This is a genomic window from Rhodoplanes elegans (assembly GCF_016653355.1).
Classification (GTDB): domain Bacteria; phylum Pseudomonadota; class Alphaproteobacteria; order Rhizobiales; family Xanthobacteraceae; genus Rhodoplanes; species Rhodoplanes elegans.
The window spans coordinates 1-17,136 of sequence record NZ_NHSK01000063.1 but is presented as its reverse complement, the minus strand read 5'-3'; the positions used below and the strand labels follow the sequence as shown (position 1 = coordinate 17,136).

The following is a 17,136-nucleotide window of genomic DNA, read 5'->3' as shown; positions in this document are numbered from 1 at the left end:
CTTCGAGACGGCCGCTGCGCGGCCTCCTCAGGACGAGGTGAAACACATTCGTCGGCGCGGCGCCTGAAGGAGACCATCATGACAGCCGATCTCGTCATCCACGGCGGCACCGTGGTCACCGACACGACGACGTTTCCGGCGAGCGTCGCGATCAAGGACGGCCGCGTCCTCTCGATCGGCGCGCGCGAGGCGATGCCGGACGCGGCCGAGACGCTCGACGCCACCGGCCTGCACATCCTGCCCGGCGCCATCGACGTGCACGTGCACTTCCGCGAGCCCGGCTACACCCACAAGGAGGACTTCGGCACCGGCACGGCCGCGGCCGCATTCGGCGGCGTGACGACCGTGTTCGACATGCCGAACGTGATCCCGCCGACCGGCACGGCCGAGGCGCTGGCGGCCAAGCACAAGCTCGCCTCGGAGAAGGCCTATGTCGATTACGGCCTCTACGGCCTGCTCGGCGAGGACACGATCGCGCATGTGCCGGACCTCGTCGCCAGCGGGGTGATCGGCTTCAAGCTCTACATGGGCAACACCTTCGGCAACATCCCGTCGCCCACCACGGGCGGCATGCTGGAGGCGTTCGAGGTCGTCGCGCCTACGGCCAAGCGCGTCTCGCTGCACGCCGAGACCGCGTCGATCATGGCACGACGTGAATCACGACTTCGCGCGGCGGGCCGAAAGGATCCGCTGGCGCATCTCGCGGCGCGGCCCGCCGTCGTCGCCGTCGAGGCGGTGTCTCGCGCAGCGGTGCTCTCCGAATGGACTGGCTGCCGGATTCACGTCCTGCACATTTCTTCCGCCGAAGAGCTGCGGCCGCTCGCCGAAGCGAAGGCGCGCGGCGTCGACGTGACGGGCGAGACCTGTCCGCAATATCTGCTGCTCGGCGCCGAGGACTACGGCCGCATCGGCCCGGTGATCCGCGTCAACCCGCCGGTGCGCGAGGCCCGCAACCAGGCGCCGCTGTGGGCAGCGCTGAAGAGCGGCGTGGTCGACATGATCGCCACCGATCACGCCCCGCACATCCCGGACGAGAAGGTGCGTGACGACATCTTCACGGTCGACTGCGGTTTTCCGGGCGTCGAGACGCAGATGCCGCTGATGCTGACCGAGGTCGCGGCGGGCCGCATGTCGATCAGCGACTATGTGCGGTGGAGCGCCGTCAACCCGGCGAAAGCGTGGGGACTCTATCCGCACAAGGGCATCCTGCAGCCGGGCGCGCACGCCGACATCGCCATCGTCGATCTGAAGCGCGCCTGGACGATCGACGATCAGAAGCTCCAATCGCGCGCAAAGATCACGCCGTGGCACGGGCGCGCCGTCACGGGCCTGCCGGTCCACACGCTGGTGCGCGGCCGCTTCGTGATGAAGGACCGCACGCTGGTCGAAAGTGCGCGTGGCACCGGCCGCTCCGTCCACACGGTCCAGGACATGCCGGCGCCGCGCGTCGCCAATCCCGATGCCGCCATGACCGAGATCGTCAAGATTCCGGCCTCTTCGCGCGGCGACGCCGCGACCGGAGCCGCCGCATGAGCGCCACCGTCGTTCCGCTCGGTCCGCAGCCGGCCGCTCCGCCGTCGCTCGTGGAGGGTCCTGCCGCCGAGCCGATCCATCTCGATTCCTACGTGGAGCTCGAGCGCACCACCGTCACGTATGGCCGCACACCCAATGTCGTGCACGCACTGGCGGAGACGAATCTCCGGATCGCCAAGGGCGACTTCGTCGCGCTGGTCGGTCCGAGCGGTTGCGGCAAGTCGACCATCCTGAAGCTGGTGGGCGGGATTCTGCGGGCGTCGTCCGGCTACGTCTATGTCGCGGGCCGCGAGGTCGAGGCCGAGCCGGTGCGCATCGGCATGGCGTTCCAGAACCCGACCATGCTGCCGTGGCTGACGATCCGCGACAACGTGATGATGCCGCTGAAGATCGTGCCGCCGTTCCGGGCCGAGTACCGCAGGAAGCGCAAGGGCGAGTTCCGCGACCGCGTCGAGGCGCTGCTCGCGCAGGTCGGCCTCAAGGGCTTCGGCGACAAGCATCCCTGGCAGCTCTCGGGCGGCATGCTGCAGCGCGCCTCGCTGTGCCGGGCGCTCGTGCACGATCCGCAGCTCCTGCTGCTCGACGAGCCGTTCGGCGCGCTCGACCAGTTCACCCGCGAGGAGCTGTGGTCGATCATGCAGCAGCTCTGGATCACGCGGCGGCCGACCGTGCTCTTGGTGACGCACGATCTGCGCGAGGCCGGCTATCTCGCCAACCGCATCTGCGTGATGAGCGCGCGCCCCGGCCGCATCATCGACGACAAGGTGTTCGAGGCGCCGCGCCCGCGCACCCTCGCCATGACCTACGAGCCCGACTTCGTCGCCATGACCCAGCGCCTGCGCGAGCTGATCGTCGAGGCACGCACGGACGAGCCGGCGGAGACGACCCCATGATCCGAACCGTGCCCTTCGTCATGGCCGGGCTCGTCCCGGCCATCCACGATCGTTCCTCTGCCGAGGCTGAAAGAGCGTGGATACCCGCGACAAGCGCGGGCATGACGGCTCGGAAGACTGCCGACCGGCTCAGCTCACCGAAGGCGACGCGATGAACTCCAACCTCCAACGAAAAGTCGCCTCCGCCGTCCTGATCGTCGGCCTGTTCGTCGTATGGGAGGTGCTGTGCCTCGCCTTCGGGGTGAGCGACACGGTGCTGCCGCGGCCGAGCCAGATTTTCGCGACGCTGTGGCAGCGCTTCCCGGCGCTGTGGCCGCACACGTTGCAGACCCTCTACACGACGCTGCTCGGCTTCGTGATGGGCGTCGGCATCGGCATCGTCATCGGTGTGCTGATCGGCTGGTCGAAGCTCGCCTACGACGTCGCCTATCCGCTCCTCGTCGGCTTCTCGTCGATCCCGAAGGTCGCCGTGGTACCGATCTTCGTCCTCTATTTCGGCGCCGGCACGGTGCCGGCCGTGCTCACCGCGCTGATCATGAGCATCTTCCCCGTCGTCGTGAACGTCGCGACGGGGCTCGCGACCACCGAGCCGGAGCTCGAGGACGTGATGAAGACGCTGCGCGCGACCAAGTTCGACATTCTGTGGAACGTCGGCCTGCCGCGGGCGATGCCCTACTTCTTCGCCTCGCTGAAGGTCGCCGTCACGCTCGCCTTCGTCGGCTCGGTGATCTCCGAGACGGTGGCGTCGAACCGCGGCATTGGCAACATGATGATGATCGCCTCGTCGTCCTTCGACGTGCCGCTCGTCTTCGCCGGCCTGTTCATCCTGGCCGCCCTCGGCGTGATCCTCTACGGCATCTTCTCGCTGATCGAGGGCCGGATTACCGGCTGGGCCCACCGCAAGACCGAGTTCGCGATGGGGTGAGGCGCGACCGCGCCACGCAGGAGCATTCGTCATGACCACCCTCGACGCTGCCGTCGTGATCGCCGGGCCGGCCGGTGCGACGCTGACGGACCGAGCCATCTCGCTCTCGGACGGGCGCGTCGCGGCGATGACGCCCTTGCCGGCTGCGGCCCGCAGCGGCCGGGTGGTGATGCCGGCGCTCTGCAATGCGCATGACCACGCCCGCGTCGTGCGTTCCAGCCAGATCGGCAATTTCGACGTCGCGCTGGAGGCGTGGCTGCCGCATCTCGCCGCCATCCCGGCCGTCGACCCGTGGCTCACCGCGGCGGTCGCGTTCGGGCGGAGCGCGCGCGCCGGCATCGCGGTCGAGATGGCGCACTACACGCGCATCCAGGGCCTCACCGCCTATCTGGACGAGGCCCGCGCGGTCGCCAAGGCGGCGCGCGACGTCGGCATCCGGATCGCGTTCGCGGTGCAGTGCCGCGACAGGAATCCGCTGGTCTATGGGCCGCACGGCGATCTGCTGCGGCGTCTCTCGCCTTCCGCCTGCGCCTGCGTCACCGAAAAGCTCACGCGGGCGCCGTTGCCGGCGGCCGAGCAGATCGCGCTGGTCCAGGCGACGGCCGAGGCGATCGCGGGCGACGGCGTCACGGTGCAGTACGGGCCGGCCGGCCCCCAGTGGTGCAGCGACGATCTGCTCGCCCGCGTCGCCGAGAGCGCCGCGGCGCACGGCCGGCGCGTCCACATGCATCTGCTGGAGAGCCGCTACCAGCGCGCCTGGGCCGACGCGACCTATCCGCAGGGTTTGCTGAACCATCTCGATGCGCTCGGCCTCGTCAACGAACGAGTCTCGTTCGCGCACGGCACCTGGCTGCGTCCCGACGAGATGGAGTTGATCGCGGCGCGTGGCGCGACCGTCGTGATCAACACCTCGTCCAATCTGGTGCTGCGCTCCGGCGTCGCGCCGGTCGCCGAGATGCTGAGGCGCGGGTGCCGCGTCGCCATGGGGCTCGACGGCGTGGCGCTCGACGAGCAGGAGGATCCGCTCGCCGAGATGCAGCTCGCCTATCTGCTCCACAAGGGCGAGGGCTTTTCCACGTCGATGTCGCGCGACGATCTCCTGGCGTTCGCGTTGCGCAACGGCCGCTTCGCCGTGCTGGGCGAGCACGCCGGCGGCACGGTCGCGCCCGGCGCGCCGGCCGATCTCCTGGTGCTCGACTGGGAGGCGTTGAGCGCCGACCGGCTCGACGACACGGCGCCGCCCTTGGAGACGTTTCTGGCGCGCGCCCGCCGGCGCCACATCAAGGACCTCTATGTCGCCGGCCGCCAGGTGGTGCGCGACGGCGCCGTCACCGGCGTCGACCTGCCGGCCCTGGAGGCGGAGCTGCTGGCGACCCTGAAGGCGCGCTTCGGCACCACCTCGGGGATTCGCGCGGCGCTGCCCGAACTGCGCGCCGCACTCGCCGGCCACTATTCGGCCGACACGTTCATGTGCTCCTGATCCCGTCCATCTGATCATTTCGAGAGTCCGTCATGACCCGCCGCGCCTCTGTCCACCGCATCGCCGCCGCCGCCCCGGACGACGTGTCCGGCATCGAGGCCGCGATCGCCGATGGCCGCATCGATCCGGCCGGCATCGTCGCCATCTTCGGCAAGACCGAGGGCAATGGCTGCGTCAACGATTTCGCCCGCGGGTTCGCGACCCAGTCGCTCGGGCTGATGCTGCAACGGCACATGTCGGCCGCGGAGGCGCACGCCGTCTGCCTGGTGATGTCGGGCGGCACCGAGGGCGGGATGTCGCCGCACTGGACCGTGTTCGAGCGGCGCGGCACCGACGAGGCGCCGCCGGGCGCCGGGCCGCACGGGGGCGCGCTCGCCATCGGCCGCACCCGCACGCCGGTGCTGCCGTTCGGCGATCTCGGCCGCGTCGCCGAGGTCGACATGGTGGCGGATGGCGTGCGCGCCGCGATGGCGGATGCCGGCATCACGGATCCGGCCGACGTGCATTTCGTCCAGATCAAGTGCCCGCTGCTGACCCTCCAGCGCATCGGCGAAGCCGAGGCGAAGGGCGAAACGGTCGTGACCCGCGACACGCTCAAATCGATGGGGCTTTCGCGCGCTGCCAGTGCGCTGGGGGTCGCTGTCGCGCTCGGCGAGATCGGACGTGATCAGATCAGCGACGACAAGATCGCGGCCAACTGGTCGCTGTGGTCGGGCCGCGCCTCCTGCTCGTCCGGCATCGAGCTGCTCGATCACGAGATCGTCGTGCTCGGCACCTCGCCGGCCTGGGCCGGGCCGCTGGTGATCGATCACGCCGTGATGGCCGACGGCATCGACGTCGAGCCGGTGCGCGCCGCGCTGCGCCGCCTCGGCTTCGCGGCCGACGGTCAGCTCTCGCCGGCCGAGCGCGGCCGCCTCGTCGCGCTGCTCTCCAAGGCCGAGGCGAGCCACGACGGAAAAATCCGCGGCCACCGTCACACCATGCTGGACGATTCCGACATCTCCGCCACCCGCCACGCCCGCGCCTTCGTGTGTGGCGCGCTCGCCGGCCTGGTCGGCCACGCCGAGATCTACGTCTCGGGCGGCGCCGAGCACCAGGGCCCCGACGGCGGCGGCCCGGTCGCCGTCATCGCGACTCGGCCGGGCTGAGCACGGTCCGGCGCCGTCCGGCCACGGCTCGCGCCGTGCCGCGTCGTTGGCCCGCCATCCCGGCCGCCTAAACTTCGCCGCGCGCGCCTGCGACAGGGACGCGGCGAGGAATTTGGAGACTCCCATGACGACATCGATACGGGCCGCCGGCGCGGCCGTCCTGGTCGCCGCTCTGCTCGCCGCCACGCCGCTCACGGCCCAGACGGCGCCGGCCGAGCTGCCCGGCAAGGTCGACGTGTCGCGCGTCGCCGGCGGCACCTACAAGGTCGACCCGGACCACACCCAGGTGGCCTTCACGGTCAATCATTTCGGCTTCACGGACTATTTCGGCCTGCTCGGCGGCAGCACCGGCACGCTGACGCTCGATCCGAAGCGGCCCGGCGCGGCGCAGGTGACCATCGAGATCCCGCTCGCCGCCGCCGTCACCACCAGCAAGGAGCTCGACGCGCATCTGCAGGCGGCGGACTTCTTCGAGACGGCGAAATTCCCCAAGGCGAGCTTCCGCTCCACCCGCGTCGAGGTCGACGGCGAGCGCGCCCGCATCGTCGGCGACCTCACGCTGCGCGGCGTCACCCGTCCGGTCGTGCTCGACGCCCGCTTCACCGGCGCCGGCATCAACCCGATGAACAAGGCCGCCACCATCGGCTTCGAGGCGACCACCTCGGTCAAGCGTAGCGAGTTCGGCATGAAGTTCGCGCTGCCCGTGGTGAGCGACCAGGTCGACCTGCGCATCGTCGCCGCGTTCGAGAAGGCGGAGTGACGCGGCGCCGCTCCGCCGAAAGCTACCCCCTCCCGGCCGGCTCCTCGCCGGCGATGAAGCGGCGCAGCTTGGCGATCTCGGCCGCGAGGAAATCGAGGAACACCCGCACGCGGGCGGCATGGCGGAGATCCGGGTGGGTCAGCAGCCAGAGATCGGCCGCCAGCGCCGGGTCGGGCGGCGCGAGCCGCACGAGCGCCGGGCGGGCATCGCCGATCAGGCAGGGCAGGTGGCCGATGCCGAGCCCGTTCTCCACCGCCTCGGCGAGGCCGAGCACCGAGTTGACCCGGTAGGAGACGCGCTCCGGCGCGACGTTCGCCCGCACGTATTTCACCGCCTGCAGCGACGCGAGGTGCTCGCCGAGGGCGATCCAGTCGCGCCCGTGGAGCGACGTCTCGTCGGCGGGGGCGCCGTCCGGGAAGTCGACGGCGCGGCCGTAGAGCGCCCAGGCGATGGTCGCGGCGCGGCGGCCGACCAGCGTCTCGGGCGGCTGGTCGGTCGCCCGGATCGCCACGTCGGCGTCGCGCTTGGAGAGGTTGAGGGCCTGGTTGGTCAGCACGATGTCGAGCCGCACGTCCGGGCAGGCGACGCGGAATTTTGCGAACAGCGGCGTCAGCAGGTGGACGAGCAGCGAGTCGTTGGTCGTCACCCGCAGCTCGCCCGAGGGGGTCACCGCCTGCCCCGCGAGCCGACGCGTGACCGCCGCGACATCCTCGTCCATGCGGCGGGCGAGCGCGATCATCTCCTCGCCGGCCGCCGTCGCGGCGTAGCCCGAGCGGTGCCGCTCGAACAGCGGCGTGCCGAGCGCCGCCTCGATCTGGCCGAGCCGGCGGAAGACGGTCGAGTGGTTGATGCCGAGCAGGCCGGCGGCGGCCGGCAGCGTGCCGGCGTCGGCGATCGCCTTGATCAGGCGAAAATCGTCCCAGGCCAGGGGCTTTTGTGAATCGGGCATCGGGGGCTGCCTCGCTGTTGTTGCTGTCGCAATACAGCAGGCGGTTCTGCACTTCAAGGATTGCGCTCACGCAATGGCGCGACGGTGGCCGGACTGCCATCTTGGGCGGGACAGAAGCGGGCGAGACCCGCGCCGGGACATCCCGGCACCCCGGAGACACTCTCCGGAAACACCTGGAGAACCCCCATGGCCCACGGCATCCATCACGTGACCATCATGGCCGGTCGCGCCCACCGCAACCTCGACGTCTACACGCGGACGCTGGGCCTGCGGCTGGTCAAGAAGACCGTCAACTTCGACGATCCCGGCACCTATCACTTCTATTACGGCGACGAGACCGGCCGGCCCGGCACCATCGTCACGTTCTTCCCGTGGGAGCACGCGGCGCCCGGCCAGTCGGGCGTCGGTGAGACGATCGAGACGGCGCTGCGCATCCCGGAGACGGCGATCGCGTTCTGGACGCACCGGCTGGTCGAGGCGGGGCTTCGCCACGAGGCGCCGGCGAAGCGCTTCGGCGAGACCGTGATCCGCTTCCGCGATCCGGACGGCACCCGCCTCGCGCTCGTCGGCGTCCCCGGCATCGAACGCGAGCCGGCCTGGAGCACGGCCGAGATCCCGGCCGAGGTGGCGATCCGCGGTGTCCACTCGGTCGGCATACTGGTCGCCGACACGGCGCCCACGGGCGCGATCCTGACGAACGTGCTGGGCTTCGAGGAGATCGCCCGTGACGAGGACGTGGTGCGCTACCGTGCGACCGACGCGTCCGACGACACGCCTGGCGCCATCGTCGACCTGCACCGGGCGGGCGCCCCGTTCCGCGGCCGGCTCGGCGCCGGCTCGGTCCACCACGTCGCCTTCCGGGCGGCGGACGACGCGGCGCAGACCGCAATGGTCGCGACGCTCGCGGCCGAGCACGGGCTGCGGACCACCGAGCAGCGCGACCGCAACTACTTCCGCTCGGTCTACTTCCGCGAGCCCGGCGGCGTGCTGTTCGAGATCGCGACCGACGTGCCCGGCTTCGCCGTGGACGAGCCGGTCGCAGCGCTCGGCACCGCGCTCAAGCTGCCGGCCCAGTACGAGGGCCGCCGCGCCGCCATCGAGGCCGTCCTGCCCCAGGTGGCGTGAGGCGCAGTCGCAGCGAGTCCCTCTCCCCGCCGTGCGGGGAGAGGGACTCGAAGAGGCGAGTCGGGTGAGGGGGCGCTGCCTCGACGCAGAGACTTTGATGCACAGACTCGCGGCGACGCCCCCTCACCCGACGTCCGCGCTGATCGCGCGAACGTCGACCTCTCCCCGCCCGCGGGGAGAGGTGACGGCGCCCGTTCGGAACATCACTTCACTTCACCCTGAGTCACCCTCACCCCCGAGGCCGAAATGTCCGTCGCAACGAAAAAGACCTCCGCGCTCGATCTGCACGTCCACCGCTTCGTGCCGGCCACCCAGCCGGGCCGGCCGCCGTTGCTGCTGCTGCACGGGACCGGCGGCGACGAGACCGATCTGATCGGGCTCGGCCAGTCGTTGGCGCCCGGGGCAGCGCTGCTGTCGCCGCGTGGCAACGTGCTGGAAGGGGCGGCGCCGCGCTTCTTCCGACGTCTCGCCGAGGGCGTGCTCGACCAGGACGACGTGCGCCGCCGCGCCGCCGACCTCGCAGCATTCATCGGCGCAGCGCGTGAAACATACGGGATCGCCGCGCCCGTGGCGCTCGGCTTCTCCAACGGCGCCAACATCGCGGCGGCCGTCCTGCAGCTCCATCCTGGCGTTCTGGCCGGCGCCGTGCTGTTGCGCGCCATGGTGCCGCTCGACCCGTCGCCAGCCGCGCAGGGGCTCGACGGCACGCCGGTGCTGATCGTCGCCGGCGACGCCGATCCGATCATGCCGCCGGGCGATCCGGAAAAGCTCGCGGCGACGCTGACGGCAGCCGGCGCCGACGTGACGCTGCGCACCGTGCCGGCCGGCCATGGCCTCGGCCGCGCCGACCTCGCCCTTGCGGCCCAGTTCCTGGCGCGGCTCGGCTGAGCCGCGCCCACCCCCGACATACAAATCAGAAAGGCCCCCCATGCAGCTCACCGGCATCCACCATCTCACCGCCGTGACGGCGGACGCGCCCGGCAACCACGCCTTCTATACGCGCACGCTCGGCATGCGGCTCGTGAAGAAGACCGTGAACCAGGACGACGTCTCGGCCTATCACCTGTTCTATGCGGACGGCCTCGCCTCGCCGGGCTCCGACATCACTTTCTTCGACTGGCCCGTGGAGCGCGAGCGGCGCGGCACCCACAGCATCAGCGGCACCGGCCTGCGCGTCGCCGGCGAGGCGAGCCTCGTCTGGTGGAAGGAGCGGCTCGCCGCCGCCGGCGTGACGCATGGCGACATCGTGCTGCGCGACGGCCGCGCCACGCTCGACCTCGAGGACCACGAGGGCCAGCGCCTAAGCCTGATCGACGACGGCGGCGCTGGTGACGCGCACGCCTGGGCGGGCAGCCCGGTGCCGGCTGCGCACCAGATCCGCGGGCTCGGGCCGATCACGCTCTCGGTGCCGGATCTCGGCCCCACCGACGCGGTGCTGACGGCGCTGATGAACATGCGGAAGGAGCGCGACTACGAGACGCCCGGCAATCCCGGCTCGCGCACCCATGTCTATGCGATGGGCCCGGGCGGCGCCGCAGCCGAGCTGCATGTCGCGGTCGAGCCGGGAAAGCCGATCGCCGGCCCGGGCGCGGGTGGCGTCCACCACGTCGCCTTCCGGGTGCCGGACGAGGCGTATCAGGACTGGGCCGAGCGGCTGCGCCGCATGCGGGTGCCGTCCAGCGGCCCGGTCGATCGCTACTACTTCCGCAGCCTCTATTTCCGCGAGCCGAACGGTATCCTGTTCGAGATCGCCACCGACGGGCCGGGCTTCGCCGTGGACGAGCCGCTCGAGGTCCTGGGCGAGCGCCTCGCGCTGCCGCCGTTCCTGGAGCCGCGGCGGGCCGAGATCGAGGCCGGCCTCACGCCCTTGTGACAGTCAGCCTGACGGTCCGGGCGCCCCGAAGCGCCGGTCCGGCGACCACTGAATCGCCCGCCGCGACGGAACGCCGCGACGGGCGATTTCTCCATTTCGTCCGAGGTATGTTAGTATGACTTAAACCGGATTAGGGAAACATGGTCCGGTCGATTCGAACGGGGGCCGGCGCGGGTCCGGCCCGGTGAAATTTGCCGACGCCTCGGATTTTGGAGTGTTCGATGAATATCATCTACGCGCTTGCCGTCGTGGTGCTCACCCTCGTCGCCGTCTTCAAGATGCCCTATCCGGGCGCCAAGACCCTGGCCGTCTCGCCGAATCCGGTGTCCGCCGCGGTCGCCGCCCCGGCCCCGAAGGCGGCCGAGCCCGCCGTCGCCGCCAAGCCCGAGCCGCCGCGCATCCAGTATGTCAGCACCCGCCAGTGCAACCGCACCGCCTGGGGCAACGTGAACTGCACCGAGATCACCACGGTGAAGTCCGGCTCCTGACGCCCTGATTCGCACACGACGAGTTGCGCACGGCGGCGAGCCTGGCGGCCTCCGGGCCGCCTGATCTCCAGGCTTGCCGTGCCGTGACGTGGCAATCGCGTCTGGTTTCGTCGAGCTGACATCGGCCGGGGTCGCGGGCCATCATCCTGGCCGCGCTTCTCCTGTCGTCCGCGACGCTGCTCCGCCGCGACCACAAGCGTCGATCCGCGCGACTGCGGGGCTCTGGCGTGGTCCCGGCGGTCGATGTGCGTGGCTCGCCGCGCCTTCAGGCGCCACCGATCCCCTGAACCACCTTGCCGGTCCCGTTGCAGGTCGGGCAGGCGCGCCCGTCGCGCTTGCCGCTGCCCTCGCAGTCCGGGCAGATAGCCTCGCCGGTGCCGGGCGTGCCGTCCGGCGCCTCGTCGCCGGGCCGGGGCTGGGCTGCCGATTTCAGGGACGGTGCCATCGTGATTCTCCTCGGTGTGCGGGCGTGTCTCTCCGGGACAACCGCCGCCGTCGCGCCCGGTTCGTGAGCGACGTGTTGCGGATCGCCATGCACGATCGGAGGCGACCAGCGACAGCCCGTGGCGATGCTCCGCCGTGAAGTCGCGACAACCGCCGCGCAAGCGACTGCGGGCGAGTGGCCCCTCGATCCGCGGTATCATGACGACGAAGCGCCGCATCTTCCGCTGCGCGACCTGCGCGGCCCGCCCGGCGTCTTCTCGTGGATCGGGACGATCACGTGAGCTGGTCGACCGTCTCACGTCATACGACGTATGACGTGAGACGAGATGCGGTCTCATCTGCGCCATCGACTTCGCCGGCCGAATAATCGACCATGCGCACGCGGTCATCCGGATTCCGAACATCGCTGACCGGGACTAGACCCGAACGACTCGACTCGTCCGACTTTCGACACGGCTGCGCGATCGACGACAGATCTGTCCTCCTACGTCCTGCCTTTCCTGTTCTCCTTTCCTGGCTCTGCTCGTCTTCGTTCCGCGCTCCCGCTCGTCGATCCCGTCTTCCACCAGACCGGCCATCACGAGGACGCATATGATCAGATCGATTTGCTTCGTCGTCGCCGCGGCGCTCGCCGGCGCGGCCCTGCAGCCGGCGCCCGCCGAGGCGCAGCAGAATTTCAGCCGCGCGGTGCGCATCGTGGTGCCCTACGCGCCCGGCGGCACCTCCGACATCCTGGCGCGCCTGATCGCGCCCAAGCTGCAGGAGGCGATCGGCCAAGCCGTGGTCGTCGAGAACAAGCCGGGCGGCTCCGGCAACATCGGCGCCGACGCGGTCGCCAAGGCGCCGAAGGACGGCCACTCGCTCCTGCTGCTCGACGTCGGCACGCTGGCGCTGGCGCCGAGCCTGTTCCCCGACCTCACCTTCGATCCGCAGAAGGATCTGGCGCCGGTCGGCATGATCATGTTCGCGCCCTATGTGCTGGCGGTCAGCCCGTCGACGCCGGCCAAGTCGGTCGCCGAGCTGATCAGCTACGCCAAGGCCAATCCGGGCAAGCTCGCGGTCGCCAACTCCGGCATCGGCGGCATGAATCACGTCACCCCGATCCGTATCGCCAAGGCGCTCGGCATCGAGTGGAAGAACGTGCCCTATCGCGGCGGCGCCGCCGCGACCCGCGCCGTGGTGGCGGGCGAGAGCCAGGTGATCTTCAACGGCGTCACGGCGACGCTGCCCTTCGTCAAGAACAACCAGCTCGTCGGTCTCGCGGTCTCCGGTCCCGAGCGGCTCAAGTCGGCGCCGGATCTTCCGACCTTCGACGAGGCCAAGCTGCCGGCCGGCGACGCCGGCACCTGGCAGGGCCTGATGGTGACGGCCGGCTCGCCGCCCGAGCTCGTCGCCAAGCTCGACACCGAGCTGAAGAAGATGCTCGCGAGCCCGGACATCGCCCAGAAGATCGCCGATCTCGGCGGGACCGTGAAGGCCGACGGCCCGGCGGCGTTCCGCACCTGGTTCGCCGACAACGTGAAGACGCTCGGCGCCGTCGTCCGCGAGAACGGCATCAAGGGCGAGTGACGGTCATGGAGGGCCGCCGGATCGATCTGCAGGATCTGCTGTTCGGCCTGTTCCTGGTCGCGGTCGCCGTGTTCACGGCGGTCGCGACCTGGAGCCTGCGGGTCGGCACGGCGGCCAACATGGGGCCGGGCTACATGCCGCGGGCGATCGCCGTCGCGGTGCTCGGCTTCGGCCTGTTCTTCGTCGTGCGCGGGCTCGTCGCGCCGTTCAAGGGCATCACGCCGCCGCAGCCGCGCGCCGTCGTGTTCATCCTCGCGGCGGTCGCCGCCTTCGCGCTGCTGGTCACCACGGCGGGACTAATGATCGCGTCGGTCGTCACGATCGTGATCGCCGGCTTCGCCAGCCGCGAGACGCGACCACTGGAGACCATCCTGTTCGGCAGCGCCATGGCGGTCGGGGCCGTGCTGCTGTTCGTCCAAGCCCTGAAGCTTCCGGTGCCGATCTGGCCCTGGTGAGGAGACGACCGCCATGGACCTGTTCGGCAATCTCGCGCTCGGCCTCGCCACCGCGGTCGAGCCGATCAATCTGCTCTACTGCCTGATCGGTGTCGTCATCGGCACCGCCATCGGCGTGCTGCCCGGCATCGGCCCGATCCCGACCGTCGCGCTGCTGCTGCCGTTCACGTTCGGGCTGGCGCCGACCTCGGCCTTCATCATGCTGGCCGGCATCTTCTACGGCGCCCAGTACGGCGGCTCGACCACGGCCATCCTGGTCAACGTGCCGGGCGAGACCTCGTCGGTCGTCACCTGCCTGGACGGCCACAAGATGGCGCAGAACGGCCGCGCCGGACCGGCGCTGGCCATCGCCGCCATCTCGTCGTTCTATGCCGGCACCATCGCCACCGTGGTGATCTGTCTGCTCAGCCTGCCGCTGTCGGTGCTGGCGCTGAAGTTCACGGCGGTCGAGTACTTCTCGCTCCTGGTGCTCGGCCTGCTCGCCGCCGTGATTCTCGCTCACGGCTCGGTCATGAAGGCGCTGGCCATGGTGCTGCTCGGCCTGCTGCTCGGGCTGATCGGCATCGACGTCTCGTCCGGCGCCGCCCGCATGACCTTCGGGGTCGCCGAGCTCGGCGACGGCATCGACTTCGTGCCGGTCGCGATGGGCCTGTTCGGCCTCGGCGAGATCATGGCCAATCTGGAGCGCCCGCCGGTCCGCCAGGTGGTCAGTCAGAAGGTGCGCGACCTGATCCCTAGCCTCGCCGACCTGAAGGCGGCGTTCCCGGCGATGACGCGCGGCACGCTGATCGGCTCGATCCTCGGCGTGCTGCCCGGCGGCGGCGCCGCGCTGCCGCCGTTCACGGCCTATGCGCTGGAGAAGAAGATCTCGAAGAACAAGGCGATGTTCGGCCACGGTGCGATCGAGGGCGTCGCCGCGCCCGAGGCCGCCAACAATGCCGGCGCGCAGACGAGCTTCATTCCGCTCCTCACGCTGGGCATCCCTGCGAATGCCCTGATGGCCCTGATGATCGGCGCCCTGATGATGCACGGCATCCAGCCCGGTCCGCAGATCATGACCGAGCAGCCGCAGCTCGTCTGGGGCGTCATCGCCTCGATGTGGGTCGGCAACCTGATGCTGCTGATCATCAACCTGCCGATGGTCGGGATCTGGGTGTCGATGCTGAAGATCCCCTATCGCCTGCTGTTCCCGGCGATCGCGCTCTTGTGCTGCATCGGCACCTACGGCATCGCCAACAGCGTCTTCAACATCTGGCTGATGCTGGCCTGCGGGCTGATCGGCTACTTCTTCATCAAGGTTGGGGCGGAGCCGGCGCCGCTGCTGCTCGGCCTCGTGCTCGGGCCGCAGCTCGAGGAGAACTTCCGCCGCGCCATGATGCTGTCCGACGGGGATTTCGCCGTGTTCGTGCAGCGGCCGATCAGCGCCACGCTGCTCGGCCTCGCCGCCCTGCTGATCCTGGTGCTGCTGTCGCCAACCGTTTTCAGGAAGCGCAAGGAGGCGCTGGCGGAGTAGACTCCCGGCATGACGGCCGAATCACCCGCCTTCCCGCCCGCCGGCGCGTCGTCCGGCGCGACCAAGCGCGTCAACCTCGCGCTTCAGGGCGGCGGCGCGCACGGCGCCTTCACCTGGGGCGTCATCGACCACCTGCTCGCCGACGGCCGCGTGCAGATCGAGGGCATCTCCGGCACCTCGGCCGGCGCCGTCAACGCCGTGATGTTGGCCGACGGGCTCGCCCGCGGCGGGCCCGACGAGGCGCGTCGTCGGCTCGCCGATCTGTGGCGGGCGGTCAGCACGGCCGGCGGCCTGCCGGCCCTGCAGCGGGCCGTGCTCGACCGGCTCCTGTCCTTCGTTCCGCTGGAGACGTCGCCGATCGGGATGTGGTTCGACGTGCTGGGCCGCTTCCTTCCGCCCTACGACTTGCGGCCGCTCGACATCAATCCGCTGCGCGAGCTGATCGAGCGCTTCGTCGATTTCGAGGCGGTGCGGGCCTGTGCGCCGCTGCAGCTCTTCGTCTCGGCGACCGACGTCCATACCGGTCGGCTCAAGGTCTTCCCGCGCGACAAGATCACGGCCGACGTGATCCTCGCCTCCGCCTGCCTGCCGATGCTGTTCCGCGCCGTCGAGATCGACGGCGTGCCGCACTGGGACGGCGGGTATCTGGGCAATCCGGCGATCTTCCCGTTCTTCCACACCACCGCCACCGAGGACGTGCTGATCGTCCAGCTCAATCCGCTGGTACGGCGGACGACGCCGCGGACGTCGCGCGAGATCCTCGATCGCGTCAACGAGATCAACTTCAACTCGTCTCTCCTGGCGGAGGTGCGCGCGATCGAGTTCGTCGCGCGGCTGATCGACGAGGGACGCCTGCCGCACGGCACCGGGCCGGGCGCCTATCGCCGGATCAATCTGCACCGCATCGCCCTCGACGTGATCGGCCACGAGCTCACGGCGGCGAGCCGGATGTCCACCGACTTCGAGTTCTTCGAGTTCCTGCGCGACGAGGGCCGGCGCTGCGCCGCCGCGTTTTTGGACGCGCATCTCGATGACATCGGGGTGCGCGGCAGCGTCGATCTCGTCGCGGAGGCACGCGCCGAATGGGCGTGAGCCCGGCGCTGCGCCGCGAGGCGCGCGCAGCGGCTCAGTCCCGGCAGAGGATGCCGTGCACGACCCCCTCGACCACCCGCGCCTGGCAGCCGAACACCGGGACGTGCGGCGTGCAGGTGCCGGTCGCGGCGATCGGTCGGCCGGAGCGAAGCCTGTCGCGCTCGGCCGGCGTCGGCGCCGCCAGGCATTCCCCCTCGCATTCCCCGCTGTCGGCGCAGACACGGCCGCCGTCGCGGGTCGGCACCCGGCAGATCGGCGCCGGAAAGATCCCGGCCGGCCCCCAGCGGCCGCCGGTGGTCTCGCAGCCGGCCCGGTCGCGCGGCACCGCGAGGCGCGTGCCGCAGGGATGCTCCGGCATCGGGTGCCGCGGTTGCCCGACCGCCGTCCAACGGCCCTCCGTGCAGCGCCAGAAGTCGCCGGCGATGGCCGGCCCGGCGACGAGCCAAAGGCTCGTCGTGAGGGCGAGGACGATGCGCCGGACCGTGGTGTCGTGTGGCATGATCGGTTCCCGCGAGACCGGGACAGGAGCCCGGCCGCCACAGCCTGAACCGGGCCGGCGGCCGGCGATTGACCTTCGTCAACCAAGCGGTCGGGCGGAGCGACAGGCCGGCAGGGACCACCCGGGGCAGGATGAATCGAGAGACGATGAGTCGAGGAACGATGACGCGGTGGGCGATGACGCGGCGCAGAACCGCTCGGGAGACGATCGCCGCCGCCGCCACCGGCCGGCGATCCGCCATGATCGGCCTCACCGCCGGTCTCGTCCTGCTCGGCCTTCCGGGCACGGCCGCGCGGGCCCAGCTCACCACGACGCCCGGACCGGGCGGCATCCCGATCGCGCCGGGGGCGCCCGTGCAGGGCTGGACGCCGGGCGGCGTCCAGCCCTGCA

At 70.6% G+C, this 17,136-nt stretch carries 18 protein-coding genes; 15 read left to right on the top strand and 3 right to left on the bottom strand.

Going from position 1 to position 17,136, the window contains the following annotated elements:
• The first annotated feature begins 78 nt into the window (after positions 1–78).
• The 6 genes from allB (at position 79) to CCR97_RS06140 (ending at position 6,739) form a co-directional block, all read left to right on the top strand.
• The gene (gene allB / locus CCR97_RS06165) at positions 79–1,533 is read left to right on the top strand and encodes an allantoinase AllB (protein WP_111355826.1); all 1,455 of its coding nucleotides are present in this window, start codon (positions 79–81) and stop codon (positions 1,531–1,533) included.
• On the top strand, positions 1,530–2,426 hold the full coding sequence (locus CCR97_RS06160) for an ABC transporter ATP-binding protein (RefSeq protein WP_111355827.1): 897 nt from the start codon (positions 1,530–1,532) through the stop codon (positions 2,424–2,426). The genes allB and CCR97_RS06160 overlap by 4 nt, the downstream gene beginning before the upstream one ends.
• A gap of 151 nt (positions 2,427–2,577) precedes the next feature.
• On the top strand, positions 2,578–3,351 hold the full coding sequence (locus CCR97_RS06155) for an ABC transporter permease (RefSeq protein WP_111355829.1): 774 nt from the start codon (positions 2,578–2,580) through the stop codon (positions 3,349–3,351).
• A gap of 31 nt (positions 3,352–3,382) precedes the next feature.
• Entirely contained in the window at positions 3,383–4,831 is a 1,449-nt protein-coding gene (locus tag CCR97_RS06150; protein WP_111355831.1) for an amidohydrolase family protein, read from the top strand.
• A 32-nt stretch (positions 4,832–4,863) separates the two neighbouring features.
• The gene (gene atzD, locus CCR97_RS06145; protein ID WP_111355832.1) at positions 4,864–5,979 is read left to right on the top strand and encodes a cyanuric acid amidohydrolase; all 1,116 of its coding nucleotides are present in this window, start codon (positions 4,864–4,866) and stop codon (positions 5,977–5,979) included.
• Positions 5,980–6,103: 124 nt separating this feature from the next.
• Positions 6,104–6,739, top strand: coding sequence for a YceI family protein (locus CCR97_RS06140; RefSeq protein ID WP_111355834.1), 636 nt, complete (start codon positions 6,104–6,106; stop codon positions 6,737–6,739).
• Between the two features lie 22 nt (positions 6,740–6,761).
• Here CCR97_RS06140 and CCR97_RS06135 read toward each other — a convergent pair whose 3' ends face one another.
• Positions 6,762–7,688: a LysR family transcriptional regulator gene (locus CCR97_RS06135; RefSeq protein WP_111355836.1), complete on the bottom strand. Its 927-nt coding sequence runs from the start codon at positions 7,686–7,688 to the stop codon at positions 6,762–6,764.
• 186 nt (positions 7,689–7,874) lie between these two features.
• Here CCR97_RS06135 and CCR97_RS06130 point away from each other — a divergent pair, with 186 nt between their 5' ends.
• From CCR97_RS06130 to CCR97_RS06115, 4 genes are all read left to right on the top strand, one after another.
• Positions 7,875–8,813, top strand: a complete 939-nt coding sequence (locus CCR97_RS06130) for a ring-cleaving dioxygenase (RefSeq protein ID WP_111355838.1) — start codon at positions 7,875–7,877, stop codon at positions 8,811–8,813.
• Positions 8,814–9,059: 246 nt separating this feature from the next.
• On the top strand, positions 9,060–9,701 hold the full coding sequence (locus CCR97_RS06125; protein ID WP_111360773.1) for an alpha/beta hydrolase: 642 nt from the start codon (positions 9,060–9,062) through the stop codon (positions 9,699–9,701).
• Between the two features lie 40 nt (positions 9,702–9,741).
• Positions 9,742–10,686, top strand: a complete 945-nt coding sequence (locus tag CCR97_RS06120) for a ring-cleaving dioxygenase (RefSeq protein ID WP_111359073.1) — start codon at positions 9,742–9,744, stop codon at positions 10,684–10,686.
• A gap of 221 nt (positions 10,687–10,907) precedes the next feature.
• A complete protein-coding gene (locus CCR97_RS06115; protein WP_111359074.1) occupies positions 10,908–11,174 on the top strand; it encodes a hypothetical protein in 267 nt (88 codons plus the stop codon).
• 265 nt (positions 11,175–11,439) lie between these two features.
• On the opposite strand, the gene CCR97_RS06110 is transcribed toward CCR97_RS06115, so the two are convergent.
• The gene (locus tag CCR97_RS06110) at positions 11,440–11,619 is read right to left on the bottom strand and encodes a hypothetical protein (protein ID WP_111359075.1); all 180 of its coding nucleotides are present in this window, start codon (positions 11,617–11,619) and stop codon (positions 11,440–11,442) included.
• Positions 11,620–11,737: 118 nt separating this feature from the next.
• Between CCR97_RS06110 and CCR97_RS06105 the strand changes: the two genes are divergently transcribed.
• The 5 genes from CCR97_RS06105 to CCR97_RS06085 all read left to right on the top strand — a co-directional run bounded on the left by CCR97_RS06105 (position 11,738) and on the right by CCR97_RS06085 (position 16,247).
• Positions 11,738–11,899, top strand: a complete 162-nt coding sequence (locus CCR97_RS06105; RefSeq protein ID WP_170145978.1) for a hypothetical protein — start codon at positions 11,738–11,740, stop codon at positions 11,897–11,899.
• A gap of 310 nt (positions 11,900–12,209) precedes the next feature.
• The gene (locus CCR97_RS06100; RefSeq protein WP_111359076.1) at positions 12,210–13,187 is read left to right on the top strand and encodes a Bug family tripartite tricarboxylate transporter substrate binding protein; all 978 of its coding nucleotides are present in this window, start codon (positions 12,210–12,212) and stop codon (positions 13,185–13,187) included.
• A gap of 5 nt (positions 13,188–13,192) precedes the next feature.
• A complete protein-coding gene (locus CCR97_RS06095) occupies positions 13,193–13,642 on the top strand; it encodes a tripartite tricarboxylate transporter TctB family protein (RefSeq protein ID WP_111359077.1) in 450 nt (149 codons plus the stop codon).
• A gap of 13 nt (positions 13,643–13,655) precedes the next feature.
• Entirely contained in the window at positions 13,656–15,155 is a 1,500-nt protein-coding gene (locus CCR97_RS06090) for a tripartite tricarboxylate transporter permease (protein WP_111359078.1), read from the top strand.
• 9 nt (positions 15,156–15,164) lie between these two features.
• Positions 15,165–16,247, top strand: a complete 1,083-nt coding sequence (locus CCR97_RS06085) for a patatin-like phospholipase family protein (RefSeq protein WP_111359079.1) — start codon at positions 15,165–15,167, stop codon at positions 16,245–16,247.
• Between the two features lie 34 nt (positions 16,248–16,281).
• Here the strand turns inward: CCR97_RS06085 and CCR97_RS06080 are convergent, their stop codons facing one another.
• Positions 16,282–16,746 (bottom strand): hypothetical protein, encoded by a 465-nt coding sequence (locus tag CCR97_RS06080; protein WP_201159380.1) that lies wholly within the window; start codon positions 16,744–16,746, stop codon positions 16,282–16,284.
• Positions 16,747–17,136 lie beyond the last annotated feature (390 nt).

Bases quoted from the DNA above. Each gene is read 5' to 3' on its own strand.
- CCR97_RS06155 (WP_111355829.1), top strand. From the start codon at position 2,578: ATGAACTCCAACCTCCAACGAAAAGTCGCCTCCGCCGTCCTGATCGTC.
- CCR97_RS06110 (WP_111359075.1), bottom strand. From the start codon at position 11,619: ATGGCACCGTCCCTGAAATCGGCAGCCCAGCCCCGGCCCGGCGACGAG.
- CCR97_RS06080 (WP_201159380.1), bottom strand. From the start codon at position 16,746: ATGCCACACGACACCACGGTCCGGCGCATCGTCCTCGCCCTCACGACG.
- CCR97_RS06150 (WP_111355831.1), top strand. From the start codon at position 3,383: ATGACCACCCTCGACGCTGCCGTCGTGATCGCCGGGCCGGCCGGTGCG.
- CCR97_RS06130 (WP_111355838.1), top strand. From the start codon at position 7,875: ATGGCCCACGGCATCCATCACGTGACCATCATGGCCGGTCGCGCCCAC.
- CCR97_RS06095 (WP_111359077.1), top strand. From the start codon at position 13,193: ATGGAGGGCCGCCGGATCGATCTGCAGGATCTGCTGTTCGGCCTGTTC.
- CCR97_RS06140 (WP_111355834.1), top strand. From the start codon at position 6,104: ATGACGACATCGATACGGGCCGCCGGCGCGGCCGTCCTGGTCGCCGCT.
- CCR97_RS06125 (WP_111360773.1), top strand. From the start codon at position 9,060: ATGTCCGTCGCAACGAAAAAGACCTCCGCGCTCGATCTGCACGTCCAC.
- CCR97_RS06135 (WP_111355836.1), bottom strand. From the start codon at position 7,688: ATGCCCGATTCACAAAAGCCCCTGGCCTGGGACGATTTTCGCCTGATC.
- allB (WP_111355826.1), top strand. From the start codon at position 79: ATGACAGCCGATCTCGTCATCCACGGCGGCACCGTGGTCACCGACACG.
- atzD (WP_111355832.1), top strand. From the start codon at position 4,864: ATGACCCGCCGCGCCTCTGTCCACCGCATCGCCGCCGCCGCCCCGGAC.
- CCR97_RS06115 (WP_111359074.1), top strand. From the start codon at position 10,908: ATGAATATCATCTACGCGCTTGCCGTCGTGGTGCTCACCCTCGTCGCC.
- CCR97_RS06085 (WP_111359079.1), top strand. From the start codon at position 15,165: ATGACGGCCGAATCACCCGCCTTCCCGCCCGCCGGCGCGTCGTCCGGC.
- CCR97_RS06120 (WP_111359073.1), top strand. From the start codon at position 9,742: ATGCAGCTCACCGGCATCCACCATCTCACCGCCGTGACGGCGGACGCG.
- CCR97_RS06100 (WP_111359076.1), top strand. From the start codon at position 12,210: ATGATCAGATCGATTTGCTTCGTCGTCGCCGCGGCGCTCGCCGGCGCG.
- CCR97_RS06090 (WP_111359078.1), top strand. From the start codon at position 13,656: ATGGACCTGTTCGGCAATCTCGCGCTCGGCCTCGCCACCGCGGTCGAG.
- CCR97_RS06160 (WP_111355827.1), top strand. From the start codon at position 1,530: ATGAGCGCCACCGTCGTTCCGCTCGGTCCGCAGCCGGCCGCTCCGCCG.